This is a genomic window from Achromobacter xylosoxidans A8, assembly GCF_000165835.1.
Lineage (GTDB): Bacteria > Pseudomonadota > Gammaproteobacteria > Burkholderiales > Burkholderiaceae_B > Achromobacter > Achromobacter xylosoxidans_B.
This window is the reverse complement of record NC_014640.1, coordinates 4278288-4300202: the sequence shown is the minus strand read 5'-3', so window position 1 is coordinate 4300202 and position 21915 is coordinate 4278288. Positions and strand designations below refer to the sequence as shown.

Annotated in this window: 29 protein-coding genes; 20 read left to right on the top strand and 9 right to left on the bottom strand. The window is 64.7% G+C overall.

Annotation, left to right across the window (positions count from 1 at the left end; genetic code table 11):
• Nucleotides 1-22: 22 nt before the first annotated feature.
• Nucleotides 23-679, bottom strand: a complete 657-nt coding sequence (locus tag AXYL_RS19825; RefSeq protein WP_013394633.1) for an SOS response-associated peptidase — start codon at nucleotides 677-679, stop codon at nucleotides 23-25.
• Between the two features lie 1168 nt (nucleotides 680-1847).
• On the opposite strand from AXYL_RS19825, the gene AXYL_RS19815 reads away from it, so the two are divergent.
• From AXYL_RS19815 to AXYL_RS19780, 8 genes are all read left to right on the top strand, one after another.
• Nucleotides 1848-2180, top strand: coding sequence for a hypothetical protein (locus AXYL_RS19815; protein ID WP_013394631.1), 333 nt, complete (start codon nucleotides 1848-1850; stop codon nucleotides 2178-2180).
• Between the two features lie 44 nt (nucleotides 2181-2224).
• Nucleotides 2225-2554, top strand: coding sequence for a hypothetical protein (locus AXYL_RS19810; protein ID WP_013394630.1), 330 nt, complete (start codon nucleotides 2225-2227; stop codon nucleotides 2552-2554).
• 148 nt (nucleotides 2555-2702) lie between these two features.
• Nucleotides 2703-3095, top strand: coding sequence for a VOC family protein (locus AXYL_RS19805; RefSeq protein ID WP_013394629.1), 393 nt, complete (start codon nucleotides 2703-2705; stop codon nucleotides 3093-3095).
• 257 nt (nucleotides 3096-3352) lie between these two features.
• Complete coding sequence (gene aqpZ, locus AXYL_RS19800) at nucleotides 3353-4066, top strand: aquaporin Z (RefSeq protein WP_013394628.1); 714 nt, start codon at nucleotides 3353-3355, stop codon at nucleotides 4064-4066.
• A 51-nt stretch (nucleotides 4067-4117) separates the two neighbouring features.
• Nucleotides 4118-4807: an MgtC/SapB family protein gene (locus tag AXYL_RS19795; RefSeq protein ID WP_013394627.1), complete on the top strand. Its 690-nt coding sequence runs from the start codon at nucleotides 4118-4120 to the stop codon at nucleotides 4805-4807.
• 77 nt (nucleotides 4808-4884) lie between these two features.
• Nucleotides 4885-5448: a cytochrome b gene (locus tag AXYL_RS19790; RefSeq protein ID WP_013394626.1), complete on the top strand. Its 564-nt coding sequence runs from the start codon at nucleotides 4885-4887 to the stop codon at nucleotides 5446-5448.
• A gap of 92 nt (nucleotides 5449-5540) precedes the next feature.
• The gene (gene kdsA / locus AXYL_RS19785; protein WP_013394625.1) at nucleotides 5541-6398 is read left to right on the top strand and encodes a 3-deoxy-8-phosphooctulonate synthase; all 858 of its coding nucleotides are present in this window, start codon (nucleotides 5541-5543) and stop codon (nucleotides 6396-6398) included.
• 66 nt (nucleotides 6399-6464) lie between these two features.
• Nucleotides 6465-6773, top strand: coding sequence for a hypothetical protein (locus tag AXYL_RS19780; RefSeq protein ID WP_013394624.1), 309 nt, complete (start codon nucleotides 6465-6467; stop codon nucleotides 6771-6773).
• Nucleotides 6774-6797: 24 nt separating this feature from the next.
• On the opposite strand, the gene AXYL_RS19775 is transcribed toward AXYL_RS19780, so the two are convergent.
• Nucleotides 6798-7283: a GNAT family N-acetyltransferase gene (locus AXYL_RS19775; protein WP_013394623.1), complete on the bottom strand. Its 486-nt coding sequence runs from the start codon at nucleotides 7281-7283 to the stop codon at nucleotides 6798-6800.
• Between the two features lie 176 nt (nucleotides 7284-7459).
• Between AXYL_RS19775 and AXYL_RS19770 the strand changes: the two genes are divergently transcribed.
• Nucleotides 7460-9109, top strand: a complete 1650-nt coding sequence (locus AXYL_RS19770; RefSeq protein WP_013394622.1) for an intermembrane transport protein PqiB — start codon at nucleotides 7460-7462, stop codon at nucleotides 9107-9109.
• Between the two features lie 25 nt (nucleotides 9110-9134).
• Here the strand turns inward: AXYL_RS19770 and AXYL_RS19765 are convergent, their stop codons facing one another.
• From AXYL_RS19765 to AXYL_RS19750, 4 genes are all read right to left on the bottom strand, one after another.
• Nucleotides 9135-9566 (bottom strand): hypothetical protein, encoded by a 432-nt coding sequence (locus AXYL_RS19765; RefSeq protein WP_013394621.1) that lies wholly within the window; start codon nucleotides 9564-9566, stop codon nucleotides 9135-9137.
• Nucleotides 9567-9687: 121 nt separating this feature from the next.
• The gene (locus tag AXYL_RS19760; RefSeq protein WP_013394620.1) at nucleotides 9688-9996 is read right to left on the bottom strand and encodes a hypothetical protein; all 309 of its coding nucleotides are present in this window, start codon (nucleotides 9994-9996) and stop codon (nucleotides 9688-9690) included.
• Nucleotides 9997-10090: 94 nt separating this feature from the next.
• A complete protein-coding gene (locus tag AXYL_RS19755) occupies nucleotides 10091-11533 on the bottom strand; it encodes an MFS transporter (RefSeq protein WP_013394619.1) in 1443 nt (480 codons plus the stop codon).
• A gap of 118 nt (nucleotides 11534-11651) precedes the next feature.
• Complete coding sequence (locus AXYL_RS19750; RefSeq protein WP_013394618.1) at nucleotides 11652-12236, bottom strand: TetR/AcrR family transcriptional regulator; 585 nt, start codon at nucleotides 12234-12236, stop codon at nucleotides 11652-11654.
• Nucleotides 12237-12329: 93 nt separating this feature from the next.
• Between AXYL_RS19750 and AXYL_RS19745 the strand changes: the two genes are divergently transcribed.
• Together AXYL_RS19745 and AXYL_RS19740 are read left to right on the top strand one after the other, a co-directional pair.
• The gene (locus tag AXYL_RS19745; protein ID WP_013394617.1) at nucleotides 12330-13520 is read left to right on the top strand and encodes an MFS transporter; all 1191 of its coding nucleotides are present in this window, start codon (nucleotides 12330-12332) and stop codon (nucleotides 13518-13520) included.
• Nucleotides 13521-13582: 62 nt separating this feature from the next.
• Complete coding sequence (locus AXYL_RS19740; protein ID WP_013394616.1) at nucleotides 13583-13981, top strand: RidA family protein; 399 nt, start codon at nucleotides 13583-13585, stop codon at nucleotides 13979-13981.
• Here the strand turns inward: AXYL_RS19740 and AXYL_RS19735 are convergent.
• The gene (locus AXYL_RS19735) at nucleotides 13978-14883 is read right to left on the bottom strand and encodes a LysR family transcriptional regulator (protein WP_013394615.1); all 906 of its coding nucleotides are present in this window, start codon (nucleotides 14881-14883) and stop codon (nucleotides 13978-13980) included. The two genes, AXYL_RS19740 and AXYL_RS19735, sit on opposite strands and share 4 nt — an antisense overlap.
• Before the next feature lie 98 nt (nucleotides 14884-14981).
• Between AXYL_RS19735 and AXYL_RS19730 the strand changes: the two genes are divergently transcribed.
• From AXYL_RS19730 to AXYL_RS19720, 3 genes are all read left to right on the top strand, one after another.
• Nucleotides 14982-16139 (top strand): DSD1 family PLP-dependent enzyme, encoded by a 1158-nt coding sequence (locus tag AXYL_RS19730; RefSeq protein WP_013394614.1) that lies wholly within the window; start codon nucleotides 14982-14984, stop codon nucleotides 16137-16139.
• Nucleotides 16140-16162: 23 nt separating this feature from the next.
• Nucleotides 16163-16549, top strand: a complete 387-nt coding sequence (locus AXYL_RS19725; RefSeq protein WP_013394613.1) for a RidA family protein — start codon at nucleotides 16163-16165, stop codon at nucleotides 16547-16549.
• Between the two features lie 79 nt (nucleotides 16550-16628).
• Nucleotides 16629-16901, top strand: coding sequence for a hypothetical protein (locus AXYL_RS19720; RefSeq protein WP_013394612.1), 273 nt, complete (start codon nucleotides 16629-16631; stop codon nucleotides 16899-16901).
• Between the two features lie 19 nt (nucleotides 16902-16920).
• Here AXYL_RS19720 and AXYL_RS19715 read toward each other — a convergent pair whose 3' ends face one another.
• On the bottom strand, nucleotides 16921-17220 hold the full coding sequence (locus AXYL_RS19715; RefSeq protein WP_041655757.1) for a DUF2513 domain-containing protein: 300 nt from the start codon (nucleotides 17218-17220) through the stop codon (nucleotides 16921-16923).
• 124 nt (nucleotides 17221-17344) lie between these two features.
• Between AXYL_RS19715 and AXYL_RS19710 the strand changes: the two genes are divergently transcribed.
• The 5 genes from AXYL_RS19710 (at nucleotide 17345) to AXYL_RS19690 (ending at nucleotide 20072) form a co-directional block, all read left to right on the top strand.
• The gene (locus AXYL_RS19710; RefSeq protein ID WP_013394610.1) at nucleotides 17345-17743 is read left to right on the top strand and encodes a hypothetical protein; all 399 of its coding nucleotides are present in this window, start codon (nucleotides 17345-17347) and stop codon (nucleotides 17741-17743) included.
• A 93-nt stretch (nucleotides 17744-17836) separates the two neighbouring features.
• Complete coding sequence (locus AXYL_RS19705) at nucleotides 17837-18157, top strand: hypothetical protein (RefSeq protein ID WP_013394609.1); 321 nt, start codon at nucleotides 17837-17839, stop codon at nucleotides 18155-18157.
• Nucleotides 18158-18532: 375 nt separating this feature from the next.
• Nucleotides 18533-18736, top strand: a complete 204-nt coding sequence (locus tag AXYL_RS19700) for a cold-shock protein (RefSeq protein ID WP_006220190.1) — start codon at nucleotides 18533-18535, stop codon at nucleotides 18734-18736.
• Nucleotides 18737-18967: 231 nt separating this feature from the next.
• On the top strand, nucleotides 18968-19531 hold the full coding sequence (locus AXYL_RS19695) for a DUF924 family protein (RefSeq protein ID WP_013394608.1): 564 nt from the start codon (nucleotides 18968-18970) through the stop codon (nucleotides 19529-19531).
• 334 nt (nucleotides 19532-19865) lie between these two features.
• On the top strand, nucleotides 19866-20072 hold the full coding sequence (locus AXYL_RS19690; RefSeq protein ID WP_006225311.1) for a cold-shock protein: 207 nt from the start codon (nucleotides 19866-19868) through the stop codon (nucleotides 20070-20072).
• 141 nt (nucleotides 20073-20213) lie between these two features.
• On the opposite strand, the gene AXYL_RS19685 is transcribed toward AXYL_RS19690, so the two are convergent.
• Entirely contained in the window at nucleotides 20214-20765 is a 552-nt protein-coding gene (locus tag AXYL_RS19685; protein WP_013394607.1) for a TIGR00645 family protein, read from the bottom strand.
• 260 nt (nucleotides 20766-21025) lie between these two features.
• On the opposite strand from AXYL_RS19685, the gene AXYL_RS19680 reads away from it, so the two are divergent.
• A complete protein-coding gene (locus AXYL_RS19680; protein ID WP_013394606.1) occupies nucleotides 21026-21781 on the top strand; it encodes a M48 family metalloprotease in 756 nt (251 codons plus the stop codon).
• The last annotated feature ends 134 nt before the right edge of the window (nucleotides 21782-21915 follow it).

Below are 21915 nucleotides of genomic sequence, written 5' to 3'. Positions count from 1 at the left end.
TTGAATATCCAGTATATTCCGTCTAAAACAGTGACAGATTCGTCGCGTTCCCTACCGGCATCGGGGTGGCGGTCCACGCCTGCGCTGGCGCGCCGCGCAGCATGGCCATGGCCTGGCTTGGATCCGCGTCAAGCCACGCGTCATGGGCATCGTCGGGCAACAGCACCACCATGCGCTTCTCGTCCTTGAGCCCGTGGTAGAGCTTGAAAAGCGCGTGGTCGTCGGCATTGACGGTGATCATGGTGTAGGTCTCCATCGGATCGCCACCGGCATCAACGGCGATATCCCAGAGTCCAGCTAAACCGAGTGGGGCGCCGTCGCTTCGTGTGAAGCGGGTAGAGATCTGATACTTCTGCCGCCAGTCTGGCTCGAATATGGCGTCAGCCGGGATGATGCAGCGCTGGCCGGCCTGCCAAGCCTCCTGGAATGTGCGCGCCGACTCAAGCCGGTCGGAGCGCGCGTTGAAGGTCGAGACCTTGGGCGACACTCTGGTGCCGCGCCGTGCCAGGCCCCAATGACCAACTACTGCTTCCCGGCCGGCTCTTCCGTCGGGCCGTCGGACGAATAGACCATCAAAGCCTGGCCGCATGTCGTAGGAATAGGGGCGCGCGGGAGGTTGGACGCCGAATTTCTTCAGCAGGTACTCGGCATCCTTCAGTGTCTGATAGTGGCTGCACATGGTTGGCCCTCGCGTAACATACAGCTACACTCGGTCGTCGCGATGATAGGAGAGGGGAGTGTCGGCTTTCTTGCAAACCCTGTTATGGGTCGGACTGATTGCGTGGGCTTTGCTCCGGTTTGAAAAGACCATCAGTGCCCTATTCACGGTTGTCACGACGCGTATCGAAGATGGCGCTGAACTGAGAGGGCCAGGGTTCGTTCTCGGGGCGAGTCAGACTCCGCCGAGTGAGCAGCGCATGCGATTGCGGCAGGAAGCGCAAGAGGTCGTTCTAAGGGCGGCGGAGGGTTTCGAGGGGATAGGCCAGCCCCGCCAACGCGATCAGCCTGTCAGCAGCGATTCCCCCGCGGCTGCTACGCCTAGTGTCAAGCAGTCGTTCGAAACGGCTCTGCGAGCTGTATCGGACGCAAAAACTCTTGGGCTAATGTGGCTGGGGATGGTCACTGGCGCCACAGTTTTGCCGAATGTTCAGGTTGAGGATCTCGTGTTCGATGGGATGCTAAGACCAGCAAGCGGAGTACCGACGTTCGTTACGGTGCGGCTAGTCAATGACCTTAGTCAGATATCGGAAATCTCCGAGCAGGTCATGAATCTGAGCGTACGCATTGGGCAGGGAGCGACCATCACCGTCAGGAACTCAAAGATGGCCGTACTGCTTGTGACGTCCGACCACATGCCTGATAAAGCGCACACATGGCCGCTGATTTCTGAGCAGGCTAGGTCGGTCGCTACGTGGTACCAAGTTGATCTGCGGCAGCTCAGGTCCATGTACGGATTGGAGGTTGACGAAAACGGTTTGAACACGGTCTCATAAGTGGCCCCAAAATGGCCCCATAAATCGAACTGAACCCCGCCATTACTAGCTTCGAGAGTCCCCTCCTTCGCACCAACCCTATTTGGGTACTGATCTGGCATGTCGCCAACAGCGCCCTGAAAGCCCCCCGCATCCGTGCCGGGGGCTTTTCTTTTGCCGGCACGGGTTTCGCGCTTAGGGATAACCTCCCGTGCTGAAAGCACATTTTTGATATATCTTCGCGCTCTTCGGCAAAGGCTTGCCGATAGGCGCGGTAAAAGCTTCTCAGCAGGAGGCGCGGCAGACAGCCTTCCATACGGCGCCTCGGCCGCATCAAACACAGCACCCAAAACAGCACGATAAGGAGAGCCTCCCATGGCGCTCAAGCACGCTGCATTTCTGGATGTCATCGATCTGCGCACCCCGCATCGCGAGCACGGGGAGGCCGTCAGCGTCAGCCTGATGAAGACCGCGCACATGCAATTGCTGCAATTGGTGCTGCCAGCGGGCAAGGGCCTCCCGCAGCACGCCGTGGCGGGCGAAATCACCATCCAGTGCATCACCGGCGAAGTGAGCGTGACATCGCGCGATGGCATCCGCCAATTGCGCGAAGACCAGCTCATGGCGCTGGCTGCCCACGAGCCGCACGCATTGCTGGGTGTGCGCGATGCCACCGTGCTGGTGACGGTGCTGCACGCCGCCGCCTAGTACTCCTTCTTCCTGACGCAGACGTGTTCCCTGAGAGGTGAGCCGTGCATGAGCTGCTGGCCGACTGGTGCGAAATCCTGAACCGCTTGCTGCGCGACGTGGCCAACGCCCAAGCCACGACGCAGGCGCGCGATAGCGCGTTACGGCATGCCCACAGACACTCCTGTCTGGCGCCGATCTGCTTCCGGATGTCCGGCGCCACGATCAGCCACCTGGCCGAGACGCTGGATTGCGCCATCCGCGCTTCCTGCGCCCGCCAGGACAATTCCGCCTGGATGCTGGCGCTGGACGTGGCATACACCAAATTCCTGTTGTATCTGATCCGCGACGTGGACCGCTGGTCCAGCAGCGGGCTGGAAGAGAGCGCGGCCTAGGATGGGGACCGGTCGCCCGGTATATGTGTGCTCCATAAAATACTGGATAAATAAACAGTTATCTGGTTCAATCTGAACATGCCCTCGGCTGCCTCCCGTCCCCGTGCACGCACGGGCAGGGTGCCCATCCCCACGACCAGGACGAACCATGAAATTCGGATACACCATCATCTACGTGCCCGACGTCGCCGCATCGCTATCCTTTTTTGAACAGGCGTTCGGATTCGCCAGGCGCTTCCTGCATGAATCCCAGACCTACGGCGAACTGGAAACCGGCGAGACCACGCTGTCGTTCGCCGCGCATGAACTAGGCGAGGCGAATTTCCATGGCGGCCATGTGGCGGCTTCCGCTTCGGCCGAGCCTCTGGGCATGGAAGTGGCTTTCGTGACCGACGACGTTGCCGCCGCGCATGCCCGAGCGCTTGCGGCGGGCGCTCGGGAAATGAGCGCGCCCGCGCCCAAGCCCTGGGGGCAGGTCGTGTCGTATGTGCGTTGTCCGGACGGCACGCTGGTGGAGCTTTGCACGCCTGTGCACGGCTAGGCGCATTCGTTGCCGCAGTGCAGGCCATGCGCCGGATGCCGTCCGGCGCAGCCGATTCTGCCAAGCTATTCCAGCCTGTGAACCTTTCCGTCTAGCCGGTCCGGGCGATCCCCTAGCCCGCGCGGCGAAGTTACCGTGGTTGCGGCAGGGGTGTTCACGTCCGGCTGCGCTCAAGAATTGTCAAGATTTACATTGCTTTAAAGTCGCCGTTCCCGCCCCGCGATACCGTTGCATTTTCGTTTTTCGGGGGAGTCGAAATGTATTCGCTTTCTAAGCGTTGCGGAGCGGAGTTCTTTGGCACGTTCTGGCTGGTATTGGGGGGCTGCGGCGCGGCGGTGCTGGCAGCTGGTTTCCCCGAGCTGGGCATCGGGTTCGCGGGCGTGGCCCTGGCCTTCGGCCTGACCGTGCTGACCATGGCGTTCGCGGTAGGCCACATTTCCGGCGGGCATTTCAACCCGGCCGTCACGGTAGGCCTGGTGGCGGGCGGACGCTTTCCCGCCAAGGAAATCCTGCCCTACGTCATTGCCCAGGTCCTGGGCGCGATCGTGGCGGCAGCGGTCCTGGCCTGCATCGCGAGCGGCAAGCTGGGTTTCGACCTCAAGGGTAGCCACTTCGCGGCCAACGGCTACGGCGCCTATTCACCGGGCAAGTACTCGATGGTGTCCGCCCTGGTGACGGAAGTCGTGCTGACCGCGGGCTTCATCTTCGTGATCCTGGGCGCCACCAGCAAGCGCGCGCCCGCCGGTTTCGCGGCGATCCCGATCGGACTGGCGCTGACGCTCATCCACCTGATCAGCATCCCGGTGACGAACACCTCGGTCAATCCGGCCCGTTCCACCGGCCCCGCGCTGTTCGTGGGCGGCTGGGCGCTGGAGCAGCTGTGGCTGTTCTGGGTCGCGCCCATCGCCGGGGCGATCGTCGGCGCCATCGCCTACCGGCTGGTCAGCGATCCGGCGCAGGAACGCAGCTAAGCCTGGCCTTGCACCGGGCGATAATGGGGCCAAATCTTTGATCCTGGTCCCATGAACGAATTTACGATTGCCATCAATCTTGCGCTGGCCATGCTGCTGGGCGCCGCCGTCGGCGTCGAGCGCCAATGGCGCCAGAACTACGCAGGCGTGGTGACGCATGCACTGGTCTCGCTGGGCGCGGCCGCCTACACCGCCTTGCCCGCGCTGCTGGACGCCAGTAACGACATGCGCCTGGGCAGCCAGGTCGTGACCGGTATCGGCTTCCTGGGCGCGGGCCTGATCATGCGGGACGGCCTGACCATACGCGGCCTGAGCGCGGCGGCCACCATCTGGGCTACCGGCGCCGTGGGCGTGCTGGCCGGCTACGGCTTCCTGGCCGAAGCCAGTGCGGTGACGGCGCTGATCCTGGTTACCAATGTGCTGCTGCGGCGCGGCGCCAGGCTGGTGGACCGCTACGTGCCTGAAGCGGAAACCGAAGAGCGCTACTACAACATCGCCTTGACCTGCGCTTCCACGGACGAAGCCCTGGTGCGTGCGGAACTGCTGAACGCCCTGGGCAAGCACAGCCTGCGCCTGCGCGGCGTTGAAAGCCAGCAGCGCGACGGCGGCCGCTCCGAAGTGACCGCGGTGGTCTATTCCATGCGCCAGGAAGACGAACGGGTGGAACAGCTGGTGGGCAGCCTCAGCCTGCTGCCGCAGACCTACTCGGCCAGATGGACTTCGGACACCGGCAACGCCTGATGCCGCCCGGAATCAGGACGCCGTAAGTCCGATGTCAATACGCTTGCACACCTGCCTCCAGATGATGAGCGTATTCCGTGACCACACCGATTTCCTTTGCCGCGCCCACCGGCCCTGCGCACTATGACCGCATCACCATCGCATTCCACTGGCTGACCGCGCTGCTGGTGGTGGGCCTGTTCGCGCTGGCCGAAACCTGGGGTTTCCTGCCGCGCGGCACACCCGCGCGGCGCTTGCTGCAGCACTTGCACATTTCGTTCGGCCTGCTGTTTGCCGCCGTGTTCGTGCTGCGCGCCGTCTGGCGCCTCACCGCGGGCAGGCGCTTGCCGCCGGCGTCCAGCGGCTGGCTGCGCACGGCTAGTACGGGCGTACATGGATTGCTGTACCTGTTGATGGCGGCGCAGATCGTGCTGGGCTTTCTGTTCCGCTGGGCGCAGGGCGAGCCGTTCGCGTTCTTCGGCCTGTTCGACGTGCCCACGCTGATCGCCATCGATCACGAGCAGCGCCGCTTCATCGGCGGGCTGCACAACACCGTGGCGTGGTGCATCATCGCGCTGGCGCTGCTGCACGCGCTGGCCGGGCTCTTCCATCATTACGTCCTGCGCGACGGGACGCTGCGCCGCATGCTGTCGGGCCGCTAAGGCCGCGCGTCAGGGACGCGGCGTGAAAACCGGGGCGGGCAGGTTGTACATTACGCACTATCACTGCCCAATTTCCACAGGATGCACCCATCATGACCGCCCCAGAAGTGTTTATCTCCTCCTCGATCAGCTGCGCGAATGATCGCCCCTTCGTGCTGTTCGGCGGCATCAATGTGCTGGAATCCATGGATCTGGCGCTGCGCGCCGGCGAGGAATACCAGCGCGTCACCCGCAAGCTGGGTATCCCCTACGTATTCAAGGCCTCGTTCGACAAGGCCAACCGTTCCTCCATCCATTCCTATCGCGGTCCGGGCCTGGAAGAGGGCATGAAGATCTTCGAAGCGGTCAAGAAGGAATTCGGCGTGCCCGTCATCACCGACGTGCATGAACCCTGGCAGGCCGCTCCCGTGGCCGAGGTCGTCGACATCCTGCAACTGCCGGCCTTCCTGGCCCGGCAGACGGACCTGGTAGTGGCGCTGGCCAAGACCCAGCGCGTCATCAACATCAAGAAGCCGCAGTTTCTCAGCCCGGGCCAGATGCTGAACATCGTCGAGAAGTTCACCGAGGCCGGCAACGACAAGCTGATCCTGTGCGACCGTGGCACCAGCTTCGGCTATGACAATCTGGTTGTAGACATGCTAGGGTTTGGCGTGATGAAGAAAGTGTCCGGCAACCGGCCGCTCATTTTCGACGTCACGCATGCCTTGCAGCAGCGCTCGGCGCTGGACGCGGCATCCGGCGGCCGCCGCGAACAGGTGGCCGAACTGGCCCGCGCAGGCATGGCCGTGGGGTTGGCCGGCCTGTTCCTGGAAGCCCACCCCGATCCCAAGAACGCGAAGTGCGACGGTCCCAGCGCCTTGCCGCTGGACAAGCTGGAGCCCTTCCTGACCCAGCTGAAGAGGCTGGACGACCTGGTGAAGTCCTTTGCCCCCATCGACATCGAACCTTGAGACTGGCGGTCATAACGGCTGCGCAAAGTTGTTATACGATCCGGGCCAAACATTGGGGAGGCCGGGATGTCTTTGTATGTGATCGTCGCCGTTCGAAAAGAGCCCGTCAGCGGGCATGTGGCCTATGTGCGCTGGGGCCAGGCCGAACGCGGCGTCCCGGGCTGGGTCACCGAACCGGTGACGGCGGCGGCATCCGAAGTCATCGAGGCCATCAAGGACGGAGCGGAAGTCGAAACCGCCATCAGCCAGGACGGCATGAGCGTGGCGCTGCGGCCGGTGCGCGTGTTGGTGGATGACGACGGGCGCGAGCATCTCGCGTCCGTGCCGGTTGCCAGTTCGACCCTGTATACGCTCTTCGACCTGCCGGAATTCTGATCCCGCCAGGTCGGCTGGCGGCGCCTAGCGCCGGCCCTGCGCGAAATTGAGCAGGGCGTCTCCAGCCATCCGGTAGCGCACCCATTCGTCTTGCGGCAGCGCGCCGATCGACTTGTAGAAATCGATGGCGGGCGTGTTCCAGTCCAGCACGCTCCACTCCAACCGGCCGCAGCCATTGGCCACCGCTTCCTGCGCCAGATGGCGCAGCAGGTCGCGGCCCGCGCCGATGCCGCGCTGCTCCGGCGTGATGTACAGATCTTCCAGATAGATGCCGTTTTTTCCCAGCCAGGTCGAATAGCTGTAGAAGTAGACGGCGTAGCCGATGGGCTTGCCATCCAGCAGGCACATCAGGGCCTTGGCGGGCGCGTCAGCGGCGAACAGGGTGCGCTCGACATCGTCGGCGTTGGCGATCACTTCATGGGCGGCGCGCTCGTACACGGCCAGCTCGGTGATGAAGGCATGGATCTGGGCCGCATCCGAAGCGACGGCCGGACGAATTTCGATAGTCACGGGTACTTCCTACTACTACTTTAGGGGGCCTTATCCTACCCGTGAATCCGTCCGCGTGCATGGCCGCCTGGCGCGCCGATTTCGGGAATACCCTTACTTGCGCGTCGGGCGCTCGGGGGCGATTCTTGAAAGCGTTCTGCCCTCGAGTCCAATGCGTACAACAGGGGACATCTCCCATGCCTGAGTCTGGCTCCGCCACCGCCAGCACGCCTGCAGCAAGCCGTAAAAGGCGTCGCCTGTCATGGATTTGGCTGGTGCCTCTCATCGCAGCCTTGGGCGGGCTGGCGCTGGTGGTGCGCGTCTGGATGGAGGCGGGCCCCACGGCAACCATCAGTTTCCAGACCGCCGAAGGGCTGGAGGCCGGCAAGACCCAGGTCCGCTACAAGGAAGTCAACGTCGGAGTGGTCGAGCGCGTGGCCTTGAATTCCGACCGCTCGGGCGTCGTCGCAACCGTGCGCATCAACAAGGAAGCCGGCAGCCTGCTGCAGGAAGGGACCGTGTTCTGGGTGGTGCGGCCCAGGCTGACGCTAAGCGGCGTGTCGGGCCTGAGCACCTTGTTCTCCGGGGCGTATATCGGCGTGGACCCGTCCGACCGGTTCCGCCAGGAGGGAGAGAGCCGGGCCACCAAATACAGCTTCGTCGGCCTGGAGACCCCGCCCGAAGTGCCGCAGGACCGCGCCGGCAAGCGCTACACCCTCAAGGCCCGCGACCTGGGCTCGCTGGACATAGGCTCACCCGTCTACTTCCGGCGCATCGCGGTGGGGCAGGTGGTGGCCTACCACCTGGACAGCAGCGGCGAAGGCGTCAATGTGCAGGTATTCATCGACGCGCCCAATGACGATTTCGTCAACAGCGCCACGCGCTTCTGGAACGCCAGCGGCGTGGACTTCAGTGTCGATGCGCGCGGCCTGCAGGTGCGTTCGCAATCTCTGCTGTCGGTAATCGTGGGGGGCGTCGCGTTCGACACCATCGAGCGGCACGCGCACGTGACGGCCAAAGCCGACACGGAGTTCACCATTTTTCCGTCGGAAGGCGCGGCTCGCGCGCAACCCGATGGCGCGCCGCTGCATATCCGCATGCGCTTTGACCAGTCGGTGCGGGGGCTGGTGGTAGGTGCGCCCATCGACGCCTATGGCGCGGCTATCGGCCAGGTGGACTCTATCCGCCTGGAGTTCGACCCGGCCATCAAGCAGTTCTACGCCCTGGTTGGCGCCACCGTCTATCCCGAACGCCTGGGCGCGCAGACGGTCGAGGAAATCAAGGAATATTCGGGCTCGACGTTGGAGCATCCCAACGGCAAGCTGCTGGCCGCCTTGATCAAACAGGGCCTGCGCGCCCAGCTGCGCATCGGCAACCTGCTGACCGGCCAGTTGTATGTCGCACTGGCGGTGTTCCCGGAGGCCGAGCCGGTGTCGTTCAAGATGGAAGAGGATCCCTTCATTCCTACCGTGCCGAACAACCTGGATCAGCTGCAGCAGCAGATCAACAGCATCCTGACCAAGCTGGACAGGGTGCCGTTCGAAGGCTTGGGGGCCGATCTGGGCCAGTTGTTGCGCGCCACCTCCAGCTTGATGAAGCGGCTGGATACCCGCCTCGCGCCCGAGGCGCAAGCCATGCTGCGGCAGGCTGGCAAATCGCTGGCTGCCGTGGGAAGCGTGCTGAGTCCCGACGCCGGCCTGCCGCTCAATGCCAACGCGGTCTTGCAGGAACTGTCGCGCACCGCGCGGTCCCTGCGCGAACTGGCGGACTACCTGCAAGCGCATCCGGAGTCGCTGCTGCGCGGCCGCGCACCGGATGCCCAGTACCAGCGCCAGCCGGCGCGCTAGAGCCCGTCAATATTGCTGGCCCTGGCTATCTACCCAGCCACTGCGCAATCTGGCGGGCGCTGGATTGCGCATCTGTGTCCGAGGTGTCCAGTACCAGGTCGCTGAACGGACGCGTGGCATAGCCTTCGAGGTACATCTGCGCGATGCGCTGGCGCTCCCATTCGGTCAGTACGCGTCCGCCCCGGTCCGACTGCGCGGCTGCCAGCGTGGGTGCCAGCGTCACCACCCGCAGCAGGGCGCCACGTTGTTGGCACGCAGCCAGGATCTGTTCGTAGCTGTCCTGCTCCAAGGGGTAGGCGATGACCAGATAGCGGTCCTGCGCGGTAGCGATCAGATTGGCGAGTCGGGCCAATGCCAGCGCCCACTGCTCGGGGTATGGCAGATGGCTGGGGGCGTCGTGGTCGTCGCCGTCGACGAAGCGCGCAGCCGGTAGCAGGGCGGCCAAGGCGGCGCCCACGGTGGATTTCCCGCTGTTGATCGGGCCGTTGATATGGATGACGGTAATGCCGGGATTCGAGATGGCGGGTCCTTTCCGTACTGGCGGGCGCGTAAGCGTACCAGTGTCCGCGCCGGCCGAGTCAGAACAGGCATTGCCGCAAGGCGAACTTGCGGCCGAAAGCGCGGACTTCGTCGCCGTCCACTGACGCTGCCAAGTCCCAGCGGTCGCCGCGCGTCACCAGGAAGGATCGGCCGACAAGCGCATGGCGCAAGGCGAATTGCCAGAACGCGGCCTCGGAACCCACCGGCTCGAGATCGTGCGGTCCGATCAGCAGGCGGGTGGGACGGGGCGTCGCGCCCAGGGTCCAGCGCAGGGCGATTCCCAGGAATGCAAAACGCGCCGAGAGCGACGAAGGCTGTACGGTCAGCACGCGGATTCTGTTGATCATGGCGAGGACCCCTTGCAGATGGAGCCCAGCGTAGCAAAAGCTGCCCGGGCCTTCCATCCTTCCTTTGGCGGAAACTGGCAGGCCCGGTCGAATCCTATTTCTGGATGGCCCCTGGCGCGTGGTTGCGGGTGATCCGGCCGAGCAACAGCAGGGCCCCGGCCGGCGCCAGCGCGAACGCCGCGAACAGCCATTGCGCCGCATGCTGCGCGCCCGCCACGCCGCCCGGATCCGCCAGGCCCGCGCTGTTGGTGATGACGCCCGCCAGCGCCGCCGTCAACGCGGTCGCATAAAGCTGCACGGTGGTGATGGACGAAGAGGTCAAGGTTTCTTCACCGGCAGGCGCAGCGGTGAAGATGCGCGTCAGCAGATGCGGCCAGCTCAGGCCGATGCCGAAACCCACGGCAGCCAGCGCCAGCACATAGACCGCCAGGCCAGGGTAGGACTGCAGCTGCGTTGCGCGCGGCGTCATCCAGGCCAGGGCTGCCAGCGCGGCCAGGATCACAACCGGGCTCAGCCGCACCAGGAAATTGGCGGCCGGGCCGCTGCGAGTGGCGCTGGGCATGGCCGCCAGAGTCCAGCCCGCCGCCATGGCCGCCGTCATGTAGCCGGCGGCCAGGGGTGTCATGCCATGGATCACTTGCAGGAAATACGGCACGAAGATTTCAGTGGTGATGGCGGCCACCACCAGGCACATGACCGCATACAGCGCGCCCAAGGGCGTGGCGATGGAGTACGCGCCGGTAGGCAGCAGCCGCTTCGCGGCGCGCTTGTCCACCGCCGCGATCAGCGCGGCGATGGCCAGCCCGGCGGCAATGCCTGCCAGGTTCCAGCGCAGATCCTTCGACAGGCTGGCCAGCGTGATCGCCAGCACGCTGGCCACCAGCAGACCCAGCGTGGTCAGGGGCAGGGGGCTGGGCCGGGCCGGCGGGACTGACTCCTTGCCGCCGACCTTGAGGGCCACGATCGCGGCCAGGCCCGCGGCAACGGGCAGCAAGGCCCAGAACGCCAGCCGCCAGTGCCCGGTCTGGGCGAAAACGCCGCCGATGGCGGGACCGCAAAGGGTGGCGACGCCCCACATGCCCGACACCAGGGCCATGGCGCGCGACCAGAGCGGCGCTTCGAACACCAGGCGGATCAAGGCATAGCTGAGCGCGAAGAGGATGCCGCCGCCCAGGCCCTGGATGCTGCGTCCGGTCAGCAGCATGGGCATGCTGGGCGCCAGCGCGCACACCACCGAACCCCCGGTGAACACCGCGACGGCCAGCAGATAGGCCGCGCGCGGTCCCAGCGTTTCGATCAACCGGGCGGACAACGCCGACCCGACGATGGACGTCACGACGAACAGCGTGGTGTTCCAGGCGTAGTACTCCAGTCCGCCGATATCCTTGATGACACTGGGCAGGATGGTGGTGACGATGTAGACGTTGATGGCGTGCAACGCCACGCCGCCCGCCAGCGCGATGGAACGCAGGGCATTGGTCCCATGCAGCAGATCTGCCCAGGACGCGCTTGAAACATGGGTTGTGCCGGTACTCACGCGGTCTTCCGCCTTCGAGAGAAATTATTTAAACAAGATTTATATTGGATAATACGCATGCCTGGGCGCAACCGCAAACGCCCGTATCGCGGCGCCGCAGCCATGCTCGCGGCCGTGGTCAGGACTTGCGCAGCCCGCGCAGCAGCAGGTCCAGCGCCTGCAACGCCTGCGCCAAGCGCGGGCCATCGGCGGAATCCTGCGCGATCCAGAAGGCGCTTTCGACCAGGCTGCCATTGATCAGCCGCGCTATCGCCTGCGGCGCCGCCTGCTCGATCACGCCCTGGTCCATCATCGTCTGCAGCAGCGCGCCCAGCGAAGCAATGCACTGCTGCTGCGAGCTGTCCGCCGCCGCGCCCAGCACCGCCCGCGCGTCCTGCAGCACGATGCGCCGGATCTCGGGTTCGGCCGCCATCTCCAGATAGGCGCGGCAGCGTCCGCGCAAGGCGCTCCAGGCATCGGGCGCCCGCGCCGCGATGGCGGCCAGGCGCTGGTCCATTTCGCCGTCGATCTGTTCGACCACCGCCGCGAGCAAGCCTTTCTTGTCGCCGAAATGATGGTACAGCGCGCCCCGCGTCAATCCCGCCGCCGCGGTGAAATCGTCCATCGACGTGGCCGCGTAGCCGGCCTCGCGGAAGGCTTGCCGGGCCGTGGCCAGCAGTTTGGCGCGGGTGGCTTCTATCATCTCGGCGCGGGAACGCGTCATGCTCCTCTCCAAAGACATACGGTGCGTATGTAAATTGACATACGCATCGTATGTGAATACGATGCCGCTGTCCATGCCATTCAAGGGTTTCCGGTGTCGAATCCGTATCGCGAGTTGTTCCAGGCGCCCGGCGCCCTGGGTTTTGTCCTGGCTGGCGCCGTGGCGCGCCTGCCGTTGCCCATGATCGGCATAGGCATCATTACCATGCTGTCCGAAGTGCGCGGCGCTTATGCGCTGGCGGGCGGCGTCGCGGCCACCTTCGCCTTGGCCACCGCCTTGCTGGCTCCGCGGATTTCCCGTCTGGTGGATCGCCACGGTCAGGGCAGGGTGCTGCCCGTGGCGGCGGGCCTGAGCGTCGCGGGATTGGTCGGCCTGGCGGCTTGCGTGCAATGGGGAGCGCCCGACTGGACTCTATTCCTCTTCGCCGCGCTGGCGGGCGCCTTGCCCAGCATGCCGGCGATGATACGCGCGCGCTGGACCGAGATATTCAGGGACCAGCCGCAGTTGCGTACCGCCTATGCGCTGGAGTCCGTGGCCGACGAGCTGAGTTTCATTGTCGGTCCGCCGCTGGCCGTCGGGCTGAGCGTGCTGTTCTTTCCCCAGGCCGGCCCCTTGTTCGCCGCCTTGCTGCTGGCGGTGGGCGTCACGGCCTTCGTCCTGCAGCGGGCCACGGCGCCCGCGGTGCGGTTCAGGCAGGAGGGGCGCCAGGCGTCGGTGCTGCGTATGCCTCCCATGCTATCGCTGCTTGCAATGATGGCCGCCATGGGCGTCATCGTGGGCACCATCGATGTATTGAGCGTCGCTTTCGCCCGCCAGCAGGGCTTCCCGGCCGGCGCCAGCCTGGTGCTGTCCTCCTATGCTCTGGGCTCTTGCGTCGCGGGTCTGGTGTTCGGCGTGTTGAAGTTTCAGATGCCGCTTGCCCGCCTTCTGGTGGTTGCGGCGGCGGTCACGGCGTTGACGACGGTTCCGCTGCTGCTGGTAAACGATCTGCTCACCTTGGCGCTGGGCGTGCTGCTGGCCGGCCTGTCCTTTGCGCCGACCATGATCATCGCGATGGCGCTGGTGGAAGGCAGCGTGCCGGGCCATCGTCTGACCGAGGGGCTGACCTGGCTGGTGACCGGTCTGGGCGCGGGCGTCGCGGCGGGCGCGGCGCTGGCAGGCTGGGTGGTCGACCACCATGGCGTGGGCGCGGGGTTCTGGACGGCGGTTTGCGCGGGGGCGATCGTGCTGCTGGCTGCCTTGCCGGCCGGGCGCGGCCGCGTGGCGGGACGTGCCGGCGCCTGAGGCGGCACGTCGATAGAATGGCGGTTTCGGCGCCTGTTCAGGCGCGCCGCCCGGAGATGCTCATGTCCAGAACCGTCGTCAATCCCGATACCGTGCCCAACACCGTGCAATACGGTTTCAGCCAGGCCGTCATCGTCACGGGGCAGCGCCGCATGCTGTTGTCCGGCCAGGTTGGCGTCGATGCCAACGAACGCACGGCGGGGCCGGGCCTGCAGGAGCAGACCGAGGCCGCGCTGGACAATGTCGAGCGCGTGCTCGCTGCGGCAGGCGGCACGCTGGCGCAGGTCATCATGCTGCGCATCTACATCTGCGAAACGGCCAGGGAAGATCAGGAAGTCATCGCCCAGGCGCTGCGCGACCGCTTCAAGAAGGATCCCCCGCCGTCGTCCTGGGTCATCGTCAGCGGCCTGTCGCTGCCGGAATGGCTGATCGAGATCGAGGCGGAGGCCATGCTGGACTAGCGGCGCCAGGGCGCCGCGGCAAAGGCGGCGCGCAGATGAGCCAGGAAACCCGCCGTCCGCGCGGGCAGTTCCTGGCGCGATTTGACCAGGGCCACCACGTCGGCCGACGGCAGGCTCCAGCCAGGCAGCAGGGGCACCAGCGCGCGCGCCTGCAGATGCGCGGCCACGTCCCATTCCGACCGCACCATGATGCCGTGCCCGGCCAGCGCCCATTCCACGGCGGTTTCGCCTGCGTTGCTCGACAGCGCCGGCGCAATGCGCACTCCCACGGCCGGGCCACGCCCGTGCTTGAAGCGCCACAAGGTCACGTCTTCATCGTTCTCACGCAGCGCGATGCAGTCGTGCGCGCGCAGATCTTCGGGTTTGGCGGGAGCACCGCGACGCGCCAGGTAGGCGGGCGACGCGCACAGGATCCGGCGGTTGGGCGCCAGCGGGTAGGCGACCAGGGTCGAATCGCGCAGCTCGCCGATATGGACCATCACATCCCAGTCGTCGGAAGCCAGCCGCGGCGGCCCGTCGGACAGCGTCAGGCTGGCCGTGACGTCCGCGTTCTGCCCGCGGAATTCGGCGACCAGCCCGGCGATGTAGCGCTGGCCGAATCCCAGGGGGGCGACCACGCGCAGATGGCCCGCCACCACGTCCCGGCGTCCGGCCAGTTCGTCGGCCAGGTCGCCCAGCTCGCCGCAGATCTGTTCCGCCCGCAAGGCCAGCAGCCGGCCTTCGTCGGTCAGCGCGGTGCCGCGCCCCGAGCGGTTGACCAGCCTGACGCCCAGCCGCTTCTCGAGCGTGTGTAGTCTCTGGGTGACGGCAGGCGGGGTCACGTCCAGCGCGCGCGCCGCTTCGGCCAGCGAGCGGGTCGCTGCCAGGCTGAGGAAGAAACGCAGGTCTTCGGTCGTGATCATGCAGGCATGGATTAATGGATGATTAAGTCCAGATTAAACACGCGGAACTGTCGCCGCGCCATACTTCAGCCATTCCAATCCGCCATGCCGAGAGCGCCATGAACCAGAACGCCACGCCTTCCTCCCTCGATACCCTCGACACGCCATGCCTGCTGCTGGATGAAACGCGCATGGCGCGCAACATCGAGCGCCTGAACGCGCTGATGGCCGGGCACGGCGTGCAACTGCGCCCGCACCTGAAGACGCCCAAATCCATCGACGTCGCGCGCCGGCTCATGTCTTCGCCGCAGGGGCCCGCGGCCGTGTCCACGCTGCAGGAAGCCGAGCAGTTCGCGGCCGCCGGCGTCACCGACCTGCTATACGCCGTGGGCGTGTCGCCCGCCAAGCTGGACCGCGTGCTGGCGCTGCGGCGGCGCGGCGTGGATCTCACCGTGGTGGTGGACAGCCTGGAGGCGGCGCGCGCCGTCGCCCAGCGGGGGCGGGAAGCGGGTGACGCCATCCCCGCGCTGATCGAGATCGATTGCGACGGCCACCGCGCTGGTGTGCAGCCGGGCAACACCGCGCAACTGCTGGCGATCGCGCGGGTCCTGCACGAGGACGGCGCGTGCCTGAGGGGCGTGATGACCCATGCCGGCGAGTCCTACGGTTGCGACAGCGTCGAAGCCATTGCCGACATGGCCGAGCAGGAGCGCCTGGCGGCGGTTACCTGCGCCCAGGCGATCCGCCAGGCCGGCCTGCCATGTCCGGTGGTCAGCGTGGGGTCCACGCCCACCGCGCATTTCGCCCACAGGCTCGATGGTGTGACGGAAGTCCGCGCCGGCGTGTACGTATTCTTCGACCTGGTGATGGCAGGGCTGGGCGTGTGTTCGGTGGATGACATTGCAGCCACCGTTCTGACGACCGTAATCGGCCATCAACCCGACAAGGGCTGGATCCTGGTCGACGCCGGATGGATGGCCATGTCGCGCGACCGGGGCACCGCCAGGCAGCGGGTGGATCAGTTGTACGGCCTGGTGTGCGATGCGGACGGCACGGTCTATCCCGACCTGCTGCTGGCCGAGACCAACCAGGAGCAGGGCATCATCAAGGTACGCCCCGGCAGCGGCGCGGCCCTGCCCGAACTGCCGCTGGGCGCGAAGCTGCGCATCGTGCCCAACCACGCCTGCGCCACCTGCGCCCAGCACGACGCCTACGAGGTCGTGCGCCCGGGTTCGCCCGAAGTGGTGGCGCATTGGGAACGCTTTCGCGGCTGGTAGCCGTCATTCAAGAGGAGGCACGCATGGAACTCATCCATACGCATCAGGCCACGCCGCCCGCCGGCCACTATTCGCAGGCGGTCCGCGCCAACGGCTTCATCTTTGTCTCGGGGCAGTTGGGCTTTTTGCCGCCCGCAGCTCCTGGGGAGCGGCCCGCGCTGGCCAGCGGCGCGGCCGCCCAGACCCGGGAAGCGCTGCGCAGCGTCCGCGCCATCCTGGAAGCGGCCGGCGCCTCGCTTGCCACCGTCGCCAGCGTGACGGTATACATCCCGGACGTGGCGCTCTGGGACGAGGTCAACGGGGTGTACGAACTGTGTTTCGGCGATCACCGGCCCGCGCGGGCCATCGTGCCCACCCGCGAACTGCACTACGGCGCCCTGGTCGAGATCAGCGTGGTCGCCGTAGCCTAGCGGTCCGCGCACGCGCGGACGCGTGCGAGGCCGCGCCTATAATGCCTGCGCCTCAATACCTTCGGGGGAGACCGTCCGCATGCAGTACGAATACCTGTTCTGGTCCATGGCCGCGATGGTGGCGGCGGCGTTGGTTGGCGGCTCGCTATGCGGCCGCCTGGGCTCCGTCAAGCATGTGCTGCTGGGGGTTGCCGCGCTGGCGGCGGCGGTGGGCGTGGCAGTGTTCCTGTTGTCCCGCCACGGCGGCTTCAGCGAGCTGTCGGCGATGCTGTCGATCGCCGCTTTCATGTTCAGCCTGGTGATCGGCGCCGCCGCGTCGCTGCTGACGCGGCGCATCCTGCTGCGCCGCTGAGCCTGGGGCGCCCGGCGCCTTATTCTTCCGCGTCGAAATCCTCGTCGTCTTCGTCGTCCTCATCCTGCTCCAGGGCGTCGTAGCCCTTCCAGGTGATGCGCCAGCGCGTTGCGCCCGCGGTCGCCGCGGTCTCGCTGATCTGCTTGACCAGGCCAGCGTCCTCCAGCAGGTCCAGGTGGTGTGCAATTACCTGCAGGCCCTGTTCTTCGGGATGGGGCGCCAGCGCCACGTTCTTGATGTCGTGCGTGCTCAGGTTGGGGCCCGGGGCGTCGCGCAGGGCGCCCAGGATAGTGACGACCAGATCGAAATCGCGTTGCATGATGTCCACCATTCATTGGGGGTAAAAGATAGGGCGACGATAGCAGAGATCCATTGCTGCCACGCGACAGCCGCGCGGCCGGGTTACAGTCCAGGGTTCTCGACAACCGATACATGCAGATCCCATGAAGAAACCCGCAGAGCGCGATTGCCTCGCGCTGGTCCCCGGCTATACGGGCCAGGCCGCCAAGCTCTTTCTCACGCGCGGCGAGGACGGCCGCATCGCAGGCGTGACCGTGTTCGACCTGCTTGGCCACATCAAGCTGCAGGCAGATGCCGACGCGGCGGCGGCCTGGGTCGGCGACTGGCTCGCCCAGGAGGCTGACAACCGCAAGGCCCGCCGCACGCAGTTGCTGGCGCAGATGTTCATCTGCAAGCTGGCCGGAGAGGAGAAGGGCGCCTTCCTGGCGGCGCAGAAGCCGCTGATCCGCGCGCTGGCCGACGCCGGGGTGCGCACCCGTTCCGTCGCCGCCACTTCGGGGGCCGCGCGGCAGTCACTTGGTCCTACTGTCAAGAAGCATTAGCCCAAGGCTGTTATAGTCGCGCCTGGGCGTGCGAGTGCACCTGCAAGGTGCGTGCCCAGGCGGGCGGTGCCCGCAAATCAAGGAAGATGGATCATGGAAATAGTAAGTCGGCAGGTTGCCGACATAGCGGGCGGCGTCGAGCTGCACACCACGCTGGATGGCGAGAGCATCAGCGTCTACGTCGTAGATGGCGTGACGGATCTCAATGCGATCGCAGACATCGTGCCGCGTGAAAAGGTCGAAGCTGGGGCTGACATACACGCCTCTAGTGTCGACAATGTTGATAATGCGCAAGAACAGATCGACCAAGTCCTGGAGAATATGAATCCCGGCGACGTGGCGGTTTTCCTTTGCTCGGGCCCCGATGCTTTTGGCGCGGCGCTCGATCTGCTGGGTTTACCTATCGACGAGTAAGCCTGGCGGCAAACCAAAGTGCTAGCCCGAACGGCGTATGAAGAAATCCTCGTACGCGGGCAGGCGGCATTTATATAAGCCTTGATAGTTTGTTTATGATGCGTGGGTGTAAACACCTATGCAGGACTTCTTATTGCCTATGAAAATGTGTGAAATCCGCGTGCAGTTTCTCTTTGTTGCATTATTGGCACGCATTTTTTAGGATTATGTTGACTTGTGAGGGGAACCTAACGATAGTGTCGGCACACGATCACAAGCGTTGCGATTTTCGTTCAGTGCCGTGCCTTTTCCGGCTCAGCGTTATTGTTCTACTGTCCCCTCCTTGATTGATTCGTGACCTCCGGGCATTTGCCCATTATCTCTAGGAAATACAGTATGGAAACCGGCGTCGTCAAGTGGTTCAACTCGGAAAAGGGCTATGGCTTCATCACTCCGGAAGCGGGTGGTAAGGATCTGTTCGCTCACTTCTCCGAAATTCAGGGCTCGGGCTTCAAGTCTCTGGAAGAGAACCAGCGCGTCAGCTTTGTGACGGCCAATGGCCCCAAGGGCCCGCAAGCCACGAAGATCCAGGTCCTGTAAGGGTCTGAGTTTTCGGTAGAAGCCCCCTCGTGGGGCTTTTTTTGTTTTCTGCGGCAGCATTTCCTAAACATGGAAAGTATCTGTCCGCCAATAATGTCAGGGTAATCCCTAGAGTGCGGTAATTCCTGATACTGAAATCGCACCCGATTCATTCATCTGGTGTATGAGCCCTAATGCCGGCACGGTCTCTGTTATCGTCGCCCTTGCTCAGACTTCAGGATGCGCGTTCTCATGACTTCATCTTTCTCCACGCAGATTGCCCCGCAGGCTCAGGACGTGGTCACGTTCTGGATCGATGCCGGTCCGCAGCAATGGTTCAGTAAGAACGCGGAGTTCGACGCTGCCTTTCGCGCCCGTTTCGAAGCCGCCCACATGGCAGCCGCGGCGCGCCAGCTGGATGCGTGGCTGGATGACGCCACGGGCGCTCTGGCGCTGATGATTCTGCTGGACCAGTTTCCCCGCAATGCCTACCGCGGCACCGCGCACATGTTCGCCACGGACCCGCTGGCCCAGTATTTCGCCGATCGCGCCATTGCCGCGGGCCACGACCTGGCGGTGGACCCGCAACTGCGTCCGTTCTTCTACCTGCCTTTCGAACATGCGGAAAACCTCGCGGCGCAGAACCGCGGCGTGGCCTTGATGGAGCCGCTGGATGCCGACACGCTGCGTTGGGCGGTCCTGCATCGCGACATCATCAAACGCTTTGGACGCTTTCCCCATCGCAATGCCGCGCTTGGCCGGCAGACCTCGCAGGCAGAGCAGGAATTCCTCGATTCCGGCGGCTTCGCCGGATAGCGCGGTCGCGACCGTGGGAAACGGCTGTTCGAGCAGCGGCGCGGCATCAAGTATCCGCTTGTGTCCACGCGTGGCAAGTTGAAAATTCCAGGTGGATGGCGCCGGTGCAAACCCTTGCCCGGCCTTGCTTTCCGCCGCTTTCGGGGCGCCGTCAAACTTGCGGATATTTGACGTTTTTCGGGGTTCGCCAATACACTGGGTTTAGCGAGATTCTCAAGCGACGCGGTCTGCGTTTCACTTGTCGCCGTCAGTGGTACTGCGGTTGCTTCCTCTCCCATCCTTGATGATCTGGCGCCCCGCGAGCAATCGCTTTTTCTAGGTTCAAGGACATTCCATGGCAACCGGCATCGTTAAGTGGTTCAACGCCGAAAAAGGGTATGGCTTCATCATGCCCGACGACGGCAGCAAGGATCTTTTCGCTCACTACTCGGAGATCCGCAGCGAAGGCTATAAGTCGCTGCAGGAGAACCAGCGCGTCACCTTCGAGGTCGGCACCGGCCCCAAGGGTCCCAGCGCAAAGAACATCAAGGTAGCGGCCTGACCTTCGCAGGGCAGCGCCCCGGGCCGGCCCGGCGCTCCGCCCAGAAAAAAGCCCCCGCACGCAATGTGCGGGGGCTTTTTTTGCTCCCGAGGCCTGGTGCGTCCCGCAAGGCGGGCGAGGCTCGCGGAGACTGATTTGGCGTCAGTGCTTGGCGTGGTTGGCGGGCGGCGTGGCAAGCTTGTCGACCAGCGCGATTCCCAGCGCCGACAGGATGAACAGCGCGTGGATGACGGTCTGCCACATCACGCCGGCCTCGGAGAAGCGCGCGTTGGGGGTGCCCAGCGTCCCGGCTTCGATAAAGGTGCGCAGCAGGTGGATCGAGGAGATGCCGATGATGGCCATCGCCAGCTTGACCTTGAGCACGCTGGCGTTCACATGGCTGAGCCATTCCGGTTGGTCAGGATGGCCCTGCAGGCGCAGGCGGGACACGAAGGTTTCGTAGCCGCCCACGATCACCATGACCAGCAGGTTCGAGATCATCACCACGTCGATCAGGCCCAGCACCAGCAGCATGATCTCCATTTCGCCGAAGCTGCTGGCGTGCGTCACCAAGTGCCACAGCTCTTTCAGGAACAGCATGACGTAGACGCCTTGGGCGACGATCAGGCCCAGGTACAGGGGCAGTTGCAGCCAGCGCGAGCTGAAGATGAGGCTGGGCAGCAAGCCCAGGCGGGGAGGGGTGTTGGAGTTCATTTGTGGGTGCGAGCCGAATGGTATGTGCGAAAAAGGCGGGCGCAATTCTATCAATGCCGCGTTGCCGCAGATATCAGTTTTTTAAGAGCGATCCAGTCCGGCGCAAGCGCCGGCTAGCATGACTGCGCGGATCTTGTTGGGGTTTTATGTAAGGAAAGCTGGCATTTGCGAAACTGTGTGGCGAAACGCTTTGTGTGCATTGGTCGTATATAGAATTGCGGCCTCGTTCGCATAGAGCCAGTAAAGAGGAGTTTGTTCCCATGAAGATCCGCTACACCGTTGCCGCCTTGAGCGTTGCGCTCGCCCCTTTCTCCGCCTCCCAGGCTTTGGACATCGGCGGCCTGGTCGGCGCCGGCAGCAAGGTCGTTCAGGCGGCCACGCTGAGCGATGCCGAAATCAAGACCCTGTCGGACAAGGCTTGCGCGCAAAGCGATTCGCAGGAAAAGATTGCTGCTCCCGGCAGCAAGTACGACGCCCGCCTGCAGAAGATCGCCAAGCAACTGGGCGGCACCGTCAACGGCCAGAAGGCCAGCTACAAGGTCTACGTCACCAAGGACGTCAACGCCTGGGCCATGGCCAACGGTTGCATCCGCGTCTACAGCGGCCTGATGGACATGATGACCGACGATGAAGTGCTGGGCGTGGTGGGCCACGAAATCGGCCACGTCGCGCTGGGCCACAGCAAGAAGGCAATGCAGACCGCCTACACCGTTTCCGCCGCGCGCGACGCCGCCAATGCGGCAGGCGGCGCTACCGTGGCCGCGCTGAGCTCGTCTCAACTGGGCGACCTGACCGAGAAGTTCATCAACGCGCAATTCTCGCAATCGCAGGAAAGCGCCGCCGATGATTATTCCTTCGACCAGTTGCAGGCCAAGGGTCTCAATACCCGCGGCCTGGTGACGGCCTTCCAGAAGCTGGCCGAACTCGACGGCGGCAAGAGCGATATGATGAGCTCGCACCCGTCCTCGGCCAAGCGTGCGCAGCACATCGAAGAGCGCATCGCCAAGGCCAAATAAAGCGTCCGTACAGGCGTTTCTCCTCCCGTTCCGGGTGGAAAACGGGGCGCGAGTATCCGGACTTATCCGGGTGCTCGCGCCCCTTTGCGTCAGGGGGCCGGAAGTTTCCGGTAAAATGCCGCGTTTATCCGCCC

Coding starts and splice junctions, on each gene's coding strand:
- AXYL_RS19825 (WP_013394633.1), bottom strand. CDS start 679: ATGTGCAGCCACTATCAGACACTGAAGGATGCCGAGTACCTGCTGAAG.
- AXYL_RS19815 (WP_013394631.1), top strand. CDS start 1,848: ATGGCGCTCAAGCACGCTGCATTTCTGGATGTCATCGATCTGCGCACC.
- AXYL_RS19805 (WP_013394629.1), top strand. CDS start 2,703: ATGAAATTCGGATACACCATCATCTACGTGCCCGACGTCGCCGCATCG.
- aqpZ (WP_013394628.1), top strand. CDS start 3,353: ATGTATTCGCTTTCTAAGCGTTGCGGAGCGGAGTTCTTTGGCACGTTC.
- AXYL_RS19795 (WP_013394627.1), top strand. CDS start 4,118: ATGAACGAATTTACGATTGCCATCAATCTTGCGCTGGCCATGCTGCTG.
- kdsA (WP_013394625.1), top strand. CDS start 5,541: ATGACCGCCCCAGAAGTGTTTATCTCCTCCTCGATCAGCTGCGCGAAT.
- AXYL_RS19780 (WP_013394624.1), top strand. CDS start 6,465: ATGTCTTTGTATGTGATCGTCGCCGTTCGAAAAGAGCCCGTCAGCGGG.
- AXYL_RS19770 (WP_013394622.1), top strand. CDS start 7,460: ATGCCTGAGTCTGGCTCCGCCACCGCCAGCACGCCTGCAGCAAGCCGT.
- AXYL_RS19760 (WP_013394620.1), bottom strand. CDS start 9,996: ATGATCAACAGAATCCGCGTGCTGACCGTACAGCCTTCGTCGCTCTCG.
- AXYL_RS19750 (WP_013394618.1), bottom strand. CDS start 12,236: ATGACGCGTTCCCGCGCCGAGATGATAGAAGCCACCCGCGCCAAACTG.
- AXYL_RS19740 (WP_013394616.1), top strand. CDS start 13,583: ATGTCCAGAACCGTCGTCAATCCCGATACCGTGCCCAACACCGTGCAA.
- AXYL_RS19735 (WP_013394615.1), bottom strand. CDS start 14,883: ATGATCACGACCGAAGACCTGCGTTTCTTCCTCAGCCTGGCAGCGACC.
- AXYL_RS19730 (WP_013394614.1), top strand. CDS start 14,982: ATGAACCAGAACGCCACGCCTTCCTCCCTCGATACCCTCGACACGCCA.
- AXYL_RS19725 (WP_013394613.1), top strand. CDS start 16,163: ATGGAACTCATCCATACGCATCAGGCCACGCCGCCCGCCGGCCACTAT.
- AXYL_RS19720 (WP_013394612.1), top strand. CDS start 16,629: ATGCAGTACGAATACCTGTTCTGGTCCATGGCCGCGATGGTGGCGGCG.
- AXYL_RS19715 (WP_041655757.1), bottom strand. CDS start 17,220: ATGCAACGCGATTTCGATCTGGTCGTCACTATCCTGGGCGCCCTGCGC.
- AXYL_RS19710 (WP_013394610.1), top strand. CDS start 17,345: ATGAAGAAACCCGCAGAGCGCGATTGCCTCGCGCTGGTCCCCGGCTAT.
- AXYL_RS19705 (WP_013394609.1), top strand. CDS start 17,837: ATGGAAATAGTAAGTCGGCAGGTTGCCGACATAGCGGGCGGCGTCGAG.
- AXYL_RS19700 (WP_006220190.1), top strand. CDS start 18,533: ATGGAAACCGGCGTCGTCAAGTGGTTCAACTCGGAAAAGGGCTATGGC.
- AXYL_RS19695 (WP_013394608.1), top strand. CDS start 18,968: ATGACTTCATCTTTCTCCACGCAGATTGCCCCGCAGGCTCAGGACGTG.
- AXYL_RS19690 (WP_006225311.1), top strand. CDS start 19,866: ATGGCAACCGGCATCGTTAAGTGGTTCAACGCCGAAAAAGGGTATGGC.
- AXYL_RS19685 (WP_013394607.1), bottom strand. CDS start 20,765: ATGAACTCCAACACCCCTCCCCGCCTGGGCTTGCTGCCCAGCCTCATC.
- AXYL_RS19680 (WP_013394606.1), top strand. CDS start 21,026: ATGAAGATCCGCTACACCGTTGCCGCCTTGAGCGTTGCGCTCGCCCCT.